The sequence below is a fragment of the Micromonospora sp. CPCC 206060 genome, from assembly GCF_036906895.1.
In the GTDB taxonomy this organism is placed as follows: Bacteria; Actinomycetota; Actinomycetes; order Mycobacteriales; family Micromonosporaceae; genus Micromonospora.
In genome coordinates this window covers 1-12,455 of the sequence record NZ_JBAKHU010000036.1, presented here as the reverse complement: position 1 = coordinate 12,455, position 12,455 = coordinate 1, and the positions used below count along the sequence as shown (strand labels likewise).

Below are 12,455 nucleotides of genomic sequence, written 5' to 3'. Positions count from 1 at the left end.
ATGAGTGCGAGCACCGACAACCGGGAGCTGATAGCCATCGTCGGCATGGCGGCGCTGATGCCCGGCGCCGCCGACCTGGAGAGCTACTGGCGCAACCTGGTCGACGGCCGGGACGCGATCACGGACGTACCGACGAACCGGTGGGACGAGGAGTTCTACGACCCGGAGCTGGCCCACCGACCGGACCGGCTGTACTGCCGGCGGGGCGGCTTCGTGGACGAGCACGCCACCTTCGAACCGCTGAAGTTCGGCATCATGCCGTCGTCGATCGCGGAGATCGAGCCGGACCAGCTCATCGCGTTGGAGGTGGCCGCCAAGGCCATCGACGACGCGGGTGGGCCGGACCGGCTCCCCGCCGGCGACCGGGTCGGCGTGATCATCGGTCGGGGCGGCATCCTCAGCCCCGCCCAGGCCCGGTACGCCCAGCGGGTCCGGATGTCCAGCCAGGTCATCCAGATCCTGCGGGACCTGATGCCGGACCTGACCCCGGAGCAGCTGGACCTGGTCCGGCAGAAGTTCGACGAGCGGCTCGGCCCGCACCAGCCGGAGGGCACCATCGGCCTGGTACCCAACCTGGCCGCCTCCCGGGTGGCCAACCGGCTCAACCTGCGCGGCCCGGCGTACACCATCGACGCCGCCTGCGCGTCCTCGCTGATCGCGGTGGACCAGGGCATCACCGAGCTGGTCAACGGCCGGCTGGACGCGGTACTGGCCGGTGGGGTGCACCACGTGCACGACATCAGCTTCTGGTCGGTGTTCAGCCAGCTCCGGGCGTTGTCCCGGCAGGGGGAGATCCGGCCCTTCGACAGCACCGCCGATGGCCTGCTGATCGGTGAGGGCACCGGGATCGTGGTGCTGAAGCGGTTCCGCGACGCGGTCCGCGACGGCGACCGGGTGTACGCGGTGATCCGGGGCAGCGGGGTGTCCAGCGACGGCCGCTCGGCGAGCATGTTCAACCCGGCGGTCTCCGGTCAGGTGCTGGCGATCGAGCGGGCCTGGGCGATGGCCGGGCTGGACCCGACCGCGCCGGACGCGCTCGGCATGCTGGAGGCGCACGGCACGGGTACCCCGACCGGTGACGCCGCCGAGCTGACCACGGTGGGCCAGGTGTTCGGCCCGTACACCGGTGGGGAACGGCCGGTCATCGGCTCGGTGAAGTCGATGATCGGGCACACCATGCCGGCCGCCGGCATCGCCGGCCTGATCAAGGCGGTCCTCGCCGTGCACCGGGGGGTGCTGCTGCCCACCCTGCACTGCGACAACCCGCGCAAGGAGCTGGCGGGTACCCGGTTCGCGCCGATCGCCACGGCCCGGCCGTGGGAGAGCGACGGTCCGCGCCGGGCCGGGGTGAACGCCTTCGGGTTCGGCGGCATCAACGCCCACGTGATCGTCGAGCAGGTACCGGAGCCGGTCGGCGGTCGCCGGTCGGGCGGCACCACCCCGGCCGCCACGGCCGCGGTGATCGCCGAGCCGGACGAGGTGCTCTGGCTCGCCGCCCCGGACCAGGCCGCGTTGGCCGCCCTGCTGGACCGGGACGACCAGGCGGTACGCGCACTCGGCACCGGGCTGGCCCGGGGTGACCGGGCCGTGGGCCCGGCGGACCGGTGCCGGCTGGGCATCGTCAGCCCGACCGACAAGCTGCTGGCGGTGGCCCGCCGGATCGTGGCCAAGGGTCAGCCGTGGCGGGGCGGCCGGGACATCTGGTTCAGCCCGGACCCGCTGCTGGCCGGCGGCGGCAAGCTCGCGTTCGTCTTTCCCGGTCTGGAGGCGGAGTTCTCCCCGCGTACCGCCGACATCGCCGCCCACTTCGGGCTGCCGGACCGGGAGTGGTCCGCCGCCGACCTGGGCCGGCACGGTGCCGGGCTGATCGAGGTGGGCAAGCTCCTCGACCAGGCGCTACGCCGGGTCCGGATCAACCCGGACGCGGTCGGTGGGCACAGCATCGGCGAGTGGACGGCGGCGGCGACCAGCGGCCAGATCAGCACCGCCGCGATGGACGAGTTCCTGGAGATGTTCAACGCGGACAGCGTCGAGATCTCCGGGTACCTCTTCGCCGCCGTCGGGGCCGGCGCCGACCAGGTCACCCCGTTGCTGCCGGACTTCCCGGGCGTGGTGCTCTCGCACGACAACGCCCCGGCCCAGTCGGTGGTCAACGGTCCGGAGGACCAGGTCGACCGGCTCATCGAGGCGCTGCGGGAGCGCAACATCCTCTGCCAGAAGCTGCCGTTCCGCTCGGCGTTCCACACCCCGGCGTTCGCCGAGGGGCTGACCTCGATCGGCGCCGCGCTTGGCCGCTGGGCGGTGCACCCGACCAGCGTGCCGGTCTGGTCGGCCACCCTGGCGGCTCCGTTCCCGGCCGACGAGGCGAAGGTGAACGAGCTGTTCGTCCGGCACATGATGGAGCCGGTCTGGTTCCGGCAGACCGTCGCGGCGATGTACCAGCAGGGCTTCCGGGTCTTCCTCCAGGTCGGTGCCGGTCAGCTCGCCTCGCTGATCAGTGACAACCTGCGCGGGCAGGAGCATCTGGCGATGCCGGTCAACGTGGCGCACCGCGACGGGCTCAACCAGTTGCGTCGGGTGGCCACCGCGCTGTGGGTGGAGGGCGGTGACCCGGACCTGCGGGCCCTCGACGTCACCCCGCCGGCGCCGAAGAAGACCGTCGGTAGCGGCCGGAAGGGTCCGGTCGTCCGGCTCGACCTGGGTGGTCCGCTGGTCCGGCTCGGTGACGGTGCGGCCGGTCTGCTCGGTACGGCGCGCGCGACGGGCGGTGCCGGCACCGGTGGCCTGGTGGGTACCGGCACCGGATCCGGCCTGCCCGGCAACGGATCCGGCCTGCCCGGCAACGGCACCGGAGCGACGGCGCCGGGCGCCGGGCACGCAGTGGCGGAGCAGTCGGGTGATCCGGCTGCCGCACTCGCCGCCCTGCACCGGCTGGCCGGGCACTCCAGTGCCGCCGCCGAACTCGCCGGCCTGCTCAAGGACGCGGCACAGGGCGCGGTGACGGTACTGTCCGCCGCCGGGTCGCCCGCACCGGTCCGGGAACGCCCCGCACCGCCGGCGCCGCCGGTCGTACCCCCGAGCCGTCCGGTGACCGCGCAACCGGTACCGGCCGGAGCAGCACCGGCGACGGCGGCGGCACCGGCAACCGCACCGGCACCGGCCGTCCAGCCCGGCGTCAACCAGGTGATCCACAAGAGCACCCTGCAGGTCTCCACGCAGACCATGCCGTACCTGCTCGACCACTGCTTCTTCGTGCAGCCGGACGACTGGCCGGACCCGGAGGACCGCTGGCCGGTGGTACCGGCCACCACCCTCGTCCAGCACATGATCGACGCGGCGGAGCAGGCGGTACCCGGGATGCGGGCGATCGCTGTCCGGGATGCGCGGTTCAACCGCTGGCTGATCGCCGAGCCGGGCCAGGACGTGGAGATCACCGTGAAGTCCGCCGGGGACAACGTGGTCAGCGTGATCCTCGGCGCGTACGCCCGATCCACAGTGGAGCTTGCGGCCAACTACCCGTCCCGGACCCCGCAGGTCTGGCGGCACGATCCGGCGACCGAGACGCCGCCGACGCTGGGCGCCGCGGAGATGTACACCGAGCGGTTGATGTTCCACGGCCCGCAGTTCCAGGGCGTGACCGCCGTGCACGCGCTAGGCGAGATGCACGTCCGGGGCGTGGTGACCGCGCCGGTCCCACCGGGGGCGTTGCTGGACAACGCGCTCCAGCTGATCGGGAACTGGCTGATCACCACCCAGCCCTTCCGGACCGTGGCACTGCCGGTGGGACTCGGGCACATCCGGTTCTTCGGTCCGCCCCCGCCGCCCGGTCGGGCGTTCGAGTGCGTCGCCCGGGTCCGGGAGATCACCGACGCCCAACTCGTCGCCGACACGCAGCTCGTCCACGAGGGCCGGGTCTGGGCCCAGATCGACGGCGCGGTGGACCGGCGGTTCGACAGCCACCCCCAGGCCCGCCCGGCGGAACGGTTCCCGGAGCGGCACCCGATGTCGCTGCAGCAGCCGGAGGGCTGGACGATGGCCTTCGACTGCTGGACCGACCTGGTCACCCGGGGGATGGCGGCCCGGGGCATCCTCGGCACCGCCCAGTACGCGGAGTTCGAACGCCAGCCCACCGTGACGCGCAAACAGTGGATGCTCGGCCGGATCGCGGTGAAGGACGCCGTCCGGTTCCGGTTGTGGGAGAACGGCGCCACCGACGTCTACCCGATCGAGCTGACCGTCCGCAACGAACCGGACGGCCGGCCCCGGGTGGATGTCCGGCCCGGCCCCGGCCGGCTGGACTGCCTGGTCTCGCTCGCCCACAGCGGGGAGATCGGGGTGGCGCTCGCGGTGCCCCGGCCCCCGGACGGGACGCCGGACCGGCCCGGTCCCGGCATCGACGTGGCGGAGATCCCCGCCCCGGGTACCGACCCCGCCCCGCTCGCGCTGACCGAAGCGGAGTCCGCCCTGCTGGCCGGTCTGGCCGCCGACGACGCGCAGCGGGCCGAGTGGATCACCCGGTTCCGGGCCGCCAAGGAGGCGGTCGGCAAGGCCGAGTGCAGCCCGCTCGGCCGTACCTCCGAGGTGTACCCGGTGGTGGCGGCGACCGCCGACCGCATCACCGTCACCGTCGCCGACCGGGTCTACACGGTCGGCCACCGGGAGGTCCGCAACCCGGACGACCTGCCGCCCCGGCGCTACGTCGTGGCCTGGACCTGGGGCCCCGATCCGGCCACCGGACCCACCCGGAGCAGCCAGTGAACCGCCCCGAACCCCTCATCAGCCTAAGGAGAACGCCATGAGTACGGCCCAGGCCACCATCCTCGCCGACCTCACCGAGATGATCCACGCCGTACTGGGCGAGTTCGCGGCCGACACCGAGATCACCATGGACACCACCTTCCGCGACGAGCTGGGCATGGAGAGCATCGACGTGGTCGCACTCGCCGGCCGCCTCCAGTCGCGGTACGGCAACAGCGTGAACTTCGCCCACTTCGTGGCGAAGCTCGACCTGGAGAACGTCCGCGAGCTGCGGGTGGGTCAGCTCGTCGAGCACATCGAGCGTTCCCTGGCGGAACCCGATGCCCAGCCGGCCGGGGTGGTGGGCCAGTGACCATGGTCCGCGCGAACGGGATCTCGGTCCACGTGCAGCGGCTGGATCCCCCGCCGGGGGTCGACGCGGCGACGGTGGCCGACCCGGACGGCGTCGACACGGCGGCCGGGGCCACCCCGGACGGCGGTGCCCCCACCGTCGTCCTGATCCACGGGGTGGCCTCGGACAGCCTGGCCAGCTGGTACTTCACGCTGGCCGAGCCACTGTCCCGGGTTGGCCTGCGGGTGGTCATGTACGACCTGCGGGGACACGGCCGGACCGACCGCCCCGGGTCCGGGTACGCCCTGGACGACTTCGTCGACGACCTGACCGCGCTGCTGACCGAGCTGGACGTGACCGGACCGCTCTACCTGGTCGGCAACTCGTTCGGCGGGACCGTCGCCTTCGGCTACGCGGCCCGCCACCCGGGCCGGGTGGCCGGGATCACGGCGCTGGAGTCCGCGCCGCCGATCCCGGCCTGGATGACCCGGGTGGCCCGTCGGCTGGGCCGGGCCGCCGGTTTCCTCCCCCGTGCGGGTGCGCTCGCCGAGATCGCCGCCCGGCACGGGGAGGGCGCGATCCGGCGGGCCCGGGACACCGGTGACCTGCTGTCCAGCACCACGGTGGCCCGGGAACTGCCGGCCAGCCGGTTGCCCACCACCGAGGAGCTGGCGGCCATCACCGTCCCGGTCCTCTGCGTCTACGGCGGCCGGTCCGCCGTGGTGGAGCTGGTTCCCGCCGTACGGGAGCTGTTCCCGCAGGCGCGCACCGTCGTACTGCCCGACCAGAAGCACTCGGTCCTGATCGACCAGCCGGATGTGATCCGCCAGCTCGTCCTCACCTGGCTCGGTGCGGACTGCGGCCTCCGGCTCGCCCATCCCGCCCCCACCCCGTGACAGCCAACCCCGCAGGAGGTCTCCCGATGGACACCCCGATCGAAGGCCGATCGATCATCATCAGCAACGGCCGGTGCGGTTCCACCCTGCTCTCCGACCTGATCGCCGACGAGCCGGACACCCTGTCGGCGCAGGAGTTCTTCATGTCGGTGGCGCCCTGGGTACGCAGCGCCGACGTGATCACCGGGCCGGAGTACTGGGGGATCCTGAGCAGCCCGAAGGCCGAGCTGTCCACGCTGTTCCGGATCGGACTGCCGCCCAAGGAGCTGCGCTACCCGAAGACCGGCCGGTGGGCGAACCGGATGACGGCCCTGCCCCGGATCCTCGCCATCACCCTGTCCAAGGTCTCGGCGGACCCGGACCAGCTCTTCGACCAGCTCGCCGAGCAGGTTCCCGACTTCCCCACCCAGAGCGTCAGTGAGCACCACCGGATGTTCCTGGACCTGTTGGCCACGCTGACCGGCCGGCGCCGCTGGGTGGAGCGGTCCGGCGGGTCCAGCCACGTCGCGCCGTACCTACTGCGGTCCTTCCCGGACTGCAAGGTGGTGTACCTGACCCGCAACTGGGACGACACCGCGCAGTCGATGAGCCGGCACCCGTCGTTCCAGCTGATCCAGTTGCGGGTGGAGTTCCTCGGCCGGTGCGGGCTCGACCCGTTCCGGATCACCCCCGAAGACACGGTGCCGGACGACCTGGCCCGGTACCTGCCGGACCGGCTCACCGCCGACCTGCTGCGGGAACGCGGCCAGGACATCCGCCGTTACCTGGCGCTCTGCGCGTTCATGACCAGCCAGGCCGACCAGGCGCTCACCGACATCCCGCCGCATCACCTGATGCGGATCAGCTACGAGGACCTGGTCGCCGACCCGGTGGACCGGCTCACCGACCTCGGCCGGTTCCTGGAGTTCGGCGACCCGGCCGGGTGGGCGCAGCAGGTCGCCGGGCGGGTGAAGGCCCCGACCCGGACCCGCGAGGCCGCCCCGGCCTGACGGTCCCCGGGCCTACCCGACCGACGGTTCCAGGGTCGGTCCCGGGGTCGGCCCCACCAACGGCCCCGGGCCGAACCGGGTACCGACCGCGGCACACCGCAGCACCGCCTGCCCGACGGTGGCGTGCCGCACCCGTACCGCCGTGCCGGTCGGGGTGAGTCCGCTCCCCCGGCCGGCGTCTGCGGTCCGGCCCCAGCCCCGGGCCGCCCCCGCGTCCCGGTTCCCGTACCTGCCAGGAAAGAAGGAGATAGGTGAAGTTACTCCGGATCCCCGCACGGCGACTGCTCTCCGCAGTGGCCGTCCTGGGCCTTGTACCCGCGTTGGCGGTCCCGGCTCCGGCGCAGTCCGCGCCGGTGGAGGAGACCTCGTCGGTCGACGCGGCGGCGCAGAAGTACGACCGGCGGCTGCTCGCCAAGGCCACGCCGGACGAGTGTTTCGCCGGGGTGGGGCTGCCCTACCCGGCCGGTCCGCCGTGCGAGGCGGGCCAGGCCAAGGTCAACCAGTCGTACCTGTGGGGGATGACCCGGGCCGACCAGCACCTGTGGTTCGGTACCGGCGCCAACATCAACTGCCTCACCAGTGGCCGGAACCTGCAGAGCACCGAGCCGAACCTCACCGAGGACTGGGTGTGCGAGTACGGCGAGAGCCAGATCGCCAAGCGGAACCCCTCGCTGCCGCCCACCCTCGGTGACCACCGGCCGCCTCGGATGTACCAGTACGACCTGCACACCGGGCAGTCCGTCGAGAAGACGGTCCTGGTGAAGAACGCCGGTCCCGAGCACGCGAACCGGCTCAGCTCCACCGCCGGGATCCGGGCGGCCGGTAACCACCAGGGGGTCGTGCTGCTGGCCGGGCCGGCGCTGGCGCAGAGCATCAACCTGTTCGCCTTCGATGCCGACACCGGGGCCTTCCTCGGTTCGACGAACCTGCCGCAGTACGGCAACATCCGGCACTTCGTGGTGGCCGACAACGTCCTCTACGCCGGGGTCGGCGTGGGGGCCAACGGCGGCGCCGGCGGTCACGTGCTGCGCTGGACCGGCGACAAGACCAACCCGTTCGGCTTCATCGAGGTGGCCGACCTGCCCGCCCAGGCCGCCGACCTGACCGTGCACCAGGGACGGATCTTCATTTCCACCTGGATCGGCAACGGGGACGACGGCCTGGCCGTCGACGGTCCGGTCGCCGGTGCGGGCGACGTGCTCGCCGGCATCTGGATGAGCCCGAAGCTGGCCGACGGCGAGCCCGGCCTGAACCCGGCCGACGCCAACGGCTGGCGCAAGGTCTGGGACGTCGGCCAGTACGAGCCGGACCCGGTGGTGGCCAGCACCTACGCCCTCGGCGGCCTCGCCTCCTACGGCGGTCAGCTCTACTGGGGCACCATGCACGTACCGCTGAAGGCCACCTACACCCACCTGCTCCGGTACCCGCCGGCCGATGAGGAATCGTCCCGCATTGCCATCCAGAACACCCAGCGGTCGATCAGCATCTTCCGGGGCTGGAACTTCGGTAACGACCGGCAGCAGGTCGATCTGCTCTACGGTGCGGCCGAGCTGCCGGCGTTCGACCCGGCGGCGAACGGGGGTGCCGGTGCCTGGGCGTTGCAGTCGACCAACAACACCCCGCTGTACGGCTCGGGTGGGCTCGGCAACCCGTACAACAACTACACCTGGAAGATGGTGGTGGCCGGCGGGCGGCTCTTCGTCGGCACGATGGACTGGAGCTACATCTCCAAGGACCTGGGCAGCCAGACGGCCCGGCAGCTCGGCCTCCCCGCGTCGGCGGCGGCCACGTTGAGTGCCGCGCCGACCCTGGCGGAGGAGGCGCGGACCAGCGAGACGCCGCCCGCGACCTTCGGTGGTGACCTGTTCGTCTTCAACTCGCCCTGGAGTCCCGCCGAGGTGGTCGACAACGCCGGGTTCGGCAACTACCTGAACTACGGGGTCCGGAACATCGTCACCGACGGGACGGACCTCTACCTCGGGATGGCCAACCCGATGAACCTGCGTACCGACCCGAACGACGACATCCCGGAGGGCGGCTGGGAGCTGATCCAGCTCCGCACCCGGCCCTGGTAGGCGGCGGTTGACCGGACCGGCGCCCGTGTCCCAGCCGGATGCGGGCGCCGGGCCGGTCCCGTCCGGACAGCACTTAACACACCGTCGCCGAACGCTTACCTTCCTCGAACATGGATGGCGCAAGCTACCCCTATGATGACAATTCACAGAATTCGCCAGGTCGGGCGGCGGTCCGCCGGCCGCCGCACACCGCTGGTGCTGGCGGTGGCACTTCTCATCGTCCTCAGCGGTTGCCGCGCCGATCGGACCGAACCGGGGCCGGAACAGCGCACCCCCCAGTCGACCGTCAGCGCAGACCGGCTGCCGACCGGCACCTCCGTACGGACCATCCAGGTGGACGGCCGGGAGCGCGGCTACCGGGTGTACCGGCCGGCGTCGGTCCCGCTCACCGGGCCGGTCCCCCTGGTGGTCATGCTGCACGGCGCCCTCGGCACCGGCGAACAGGCGGAGTCGTCGTACGGCTGGAACGCCGAGGCGGACCGGGGCGGTTTCCTGGTCGTCTACCCCGACGGGCTCAACCGGGCGTGGGCGGTGACGAAGGACTGCTGCGGGGCGCCGGCCCGGGAGAGGGTCGACGACACCGCCTTCATCACCCGCCTGGTCACCACCCTCTCGGCCGAACTGCCCGTCGACCCGGCCCGGGTCTACGTCACCGGGATCTCCAACGGTGGCCTGCTCGCCTACCGCCTGGTCTGCGAGACGGACCTGTTCGCCGCGGTCGGCGCGGTGGCCACCACGCTGGTCGGTGACTGCGCCGATCCGGCACCGGTCTCGGTGATCCACATCCACGGTACGGCGGACCAGACCATGCCCTACGGCGGCGGACCGGGTAAGCGGGACAACGGGGGCACCGGCCGCAACCCGGTACGGATCAACGGGCCGGCGACGACGGAGCTGGTGGCCCGGTGGCGGGCGGTCGACCGGTGCGGCGCACCCGAGGTCACCACCACCGCAGCGGTCACCACGACCCGCGCGGACTGCCCGGACGGGCGGTCCGTCGAGCTGCTCGCGGTGGCCGGCGCCGGTCACCAGTGGCCCGGCGGCGCCGCGCCGAACGAGCGGACGCAACGCCTGCTCAACCTCGATCCGCCCAGTACCGCGTTGAACGCCACCGCCACCATCTGGCGCTTCTTCAGCGCCCATCCCCGGACCACCGGCGGCTGACCCCGGCCACCGGCCCGGCCGCCACCCCAGCACAGGGAGCAGCACATGACCAGCAGAGGCACCCCGCCAACGGTCGAGGTCGACCAGCTCGTCAAGCGGTACCCGAAGAGCGAGGTCAACGCCGTCGACGGCCTCTCCTTCACCGTCGAGCCCGGCGAGATCTTCGGGCTCTTCGGACCCAACGGCGCCGGCAAGTCCACCACCATCGGCATCCTGACCACCCGGATCCGGGCCACCAGCGGCCGGGCCGTGATCGGTGGAGTCGACGTGGTCCGCGACCCGGTGGGAGCCCGGGCCCAGCTCGCCGTGGTACCCCAGCACAACAACCTCGACCGCTCGCTGACCCCCCGGCAGAACCTGCTCTACCACGCCGCGTACCACGGGGTGGGGCGGCGGGAACGCGAGAGCCGCGCCGACGACCTGCTGGAACGGTTCGGCCTGGCGGACCGGGCCGACAAGCGGATCGAGGCGTACTCGGGTGGGATGGCCCAGCGGCTGATGATCGCCCGGGCGCTGATCCACGAACCGGCGGTGCTCTTCCTCGACGAACCGACCAACGGCCTGGACCCGCAGACCCGGCTGCTGATCTGGAACCGGATCCACCAGATGCGGGACCGGGGCGTGTCGATCGTGCTCACCACCCACCAGATGAACGACGCGGCCGGGCTGGTCGACCGGGTCGGCGTGGTAGACCACGGCAAGCTGCTCACCCTGGACACCCCGACCAACCTGGTCCGCAGCCTCGCCGGCCGGTCGATCCTGGACCTGACCGTGGCACTCGGTCCGCAGGGCGACGTGGACGCCCTGCTCACCGCACTGCGGGAGGTTTCCGGGGTACGCAAGGCGGAGCAGTTGGCGGCACCGGCCCTGCCGGCCGGACGGCGACCGGGCGGGTTCGGTACGAACGGCCGGGCGATGGGGCCGGGTCGCGGTGGCCCTTCCGGCCCGGGTGGTGGACGGGGCCTCCCGCCCGGGCTCGGGGCCGGCCGGCTGGCCGCGCTCGGCCTGGGTGCGGCGGTCGGCACGTTGCCGTCGGCCCGCGCCCGCGCCGGTACCCGGATCCGGCTGCACCTGGCCACCGACCCCGCCGCCCTGCTCGGTCCGATCCTGACCCTGCTCGGTGACCGGTCGGCGAACCTGACCGACGTACGCGTCTCCGAGCCCAGCCTGGAGGACGTCTTCATCGAACTCACCGGAAGGGGGCTCCGGTGACCGTCGTTGACGCCGCCGCACCGGCCCGTACCGCCGTCGTCCGCCCCCGCCCCTCCGCAGCCCGGGTCTTCCTGGCCGTGCTGCGCCGGGACCTGCTGGTCACCGGCAAGGAGCTGTGGGTGATCCTGGTGCAGGTCGGGCTGACCCCGCTCTTCATGCTCTTCGTCTTCGACACGATCCTCGGCGCGCAGGGTGTGGTGGGTCGCTCCTTCGCCGACCTGTTCCTGCCCGGCATCATCGCCCTGGCCGCGTTCACCACCGCCCTGCAGAGCGTGGCCCTGCCGCTGGTGAAGGAGTTCGGCTTCACCATGGAGATCGAGGACCGGCTGATGGCCCCGATCCCCACCGGCCTGGTCGCGGTGGGCAAGCTGGTGATCGCGACGATCCGCGGTCTGCTCGCGGCGGTGCTGATCTACCCGCTCGGCGCGCTGGTGGTCGGTTCCGCGCCGTGGCGCCCGGAAGGGCTGCCCCAGGCCCTGGCGGTCGTCCTGCTCGGTGCCTGGATCGGTGGCGGCCTGGGCATCACGCTGGCCACCATCCTGCCGATCCAACGGATCAACATCACCCTGTCGTTGGTCGTCACCCCGATCATCTGGACCGGTTGCATCCACTACCCGTGGCCGCGACTGTCGACCATTCCGTGGTACCAGGTTGTTACGCTGTTCAATCCGATGACGTACGTTTCGGAGGGCGTGCGCGGGGCACTACTGCCGACCGTTCCGCACATTTCCGCCTGGGCATGTCTGGCGGTTCTCGCCACCGTCGCCGCAATTACCACGGCCACCGCCGTACGCGGTTTCACCCGCCGGGCAGTCCAGTAACCGGATGCAAGGAAGGGCCCCTTATTAACGCTTTCGGTAGAGGAAGGGCCCCTTCTTAACACTGCTTCGGCAGAACTGTGAGGACAACGAAGGGCCCCTCCCCGTCCGGGGAGGGGCCTTGCCGGATGGTCCGGCTTCGGTCAGATGGCTTCGACGATCATTCCTGCGCCGACGGTGCGGTTGGTTGCCTCGTCGATGACGATGAACCC

The 12,455-nt window shown here is 72.0% G+C and carries 8 protein-coding genes; all 8 read left to right on the top strand.

From position 1 onward, the window contains the following. The 8 genes from V6U90_RS21190 (at position 1) to V6U90_RS21155 (ending at position 12,246) form a co-directional block, all read left to right on the top strand. Positions 1 to 4,758, top strand: coding sequence for a beta-ketoacyl synthase N-terminal-like domain-containing protein (locus V6U90_RS21190; RefSeq protein WP_334439359.1), 4,758 nt, complete (start codon positions 1 to 3; stop codon positions 4,756 to 4,758). Positions 4,759 to 4,795: 37 nt separating this feature from the next. Continuing rightward, complete coding sequence (locus V6U90_RS21185) at positions 4,796 to 5,110, top strand: acyl carrier protein (RefSeq protein WP_334439356.1); 315 nt, start codon at positions 4,796 to 4,798, stop codon at positions 5,108 to 5,110. A 2-nt stretch (positions 5,111 to 5,112) separates the two neighbouring features. Further along, positions 5,113 to 5,985 (top strand): alpha/beta fold hydrolase, encoded by an 873-nt coding sequence (locus V6U90_RS21180; RefSeq protein WP_334439464.1) that lies wholly within the window; start codon positions 5,113 to 5,115, stop codon positions 5,983 to 5,985. Positions 5,986 to 6,011: 26 nt separating this feature from the next. Continuing rightward, entirely contained in the window at positions 6,012 to 6,974 is a 963-nt protein-coding gene (locus V6U90_RS21175; RefSeq protein ID WP_334439353.1) for a sulfotransferase domain-containing protein, read from the top strand. Between the two features lie 251 nt (positions 6,975 to 7,225). Continuing rightward, a complete protein-coding gene (locus tag V6U90_RS21170) occupies positions 7,226 to 9,049 on the top strand; it encodes a hypothetical protein (protein WP_334439350.1) in 1,824 nt (607 codons plus the stop codon). 204 nt (positions 9,050 to 9,253) lie between these two features. Then, positions 9,254 to 10,213, top strand: coding sequence for an alpha/beta hydrolase family esterase (locus V6U90_RS21165; protein WP_334439347.1), 960 nt, complete (start codon positions 9,254 to 9,256; stop codon positions 10,211 to 10,213). A gap of 45 nt (positions 10,214 to 10,258) precedes the next feature. Next, positions 10,259 to 11,425: an ABC transporter ATP-binding protein gene (locus tag V6U90_RS21160; RefSeq protein ID WP_334439343.1), complete on the top strand. Its 1,167-nt coding sequence runs from the start codon at positions 10,259 to 10,261 to the stop codon at positions 11,423 to 11,425. Then, positions 11,422 to 12,246 (top strand): ABC transporter permease, encoded by an 825-nt coding sequence (locus V6U90_RS21155; RefSeq protein WP_334439340.1) that lies wholly within the window; start codon positions 11,422 to 11,424, stop codon positions 12,244 to 12,246. The genes V6U90_RS21160 and V6U90_RS21155 overlap by 4 nt, the downstream gene beginning before the upstream one ends. The last annotated feature ends 209 nt before the right edge of the window (positions 12,247 to 12,455 follow it).

Excerpts from the sequence above, each read along its gene's own strand:
- V6U90_RS21190 (WP_334439359.1), top strand. The coding sequence starts at position 1 with ATGAGTGCGAGCACCGACAACCGGGAGCTGATAGCCATCGTCGGCATG.
- V6U90_RS21185 (WP_334439356.1), top strand. The coding sequence starts at position 4,796 with ATGAGTACGGCCCAGGCCACCATCCTCGCCGACCTCACCGAGATGATC.
- V6U90_RS21180 (WP_334439464.1), top strand. The coding sequence starts at position 5,113 with ATGGTCCGCGCGAACGGGATCTCGGTCCACGTGCAGCGGCTGGATCCC.
- V6U90_RS21175 (WP_334439353.1), top strand. The coding sequence starts at position 6,012 with ATGGACACCCCGATCGAAGGCCGATCGATCATCATCAGCAACGGCCGG.
- V6U90_RS21160 (WP_334439343.1), top strand. The coding sequence starts at position 10,259 with ATGACCAGCAGAGGCACCCCGCCAACGGTCGAGGTCGACCAGCTCGTC.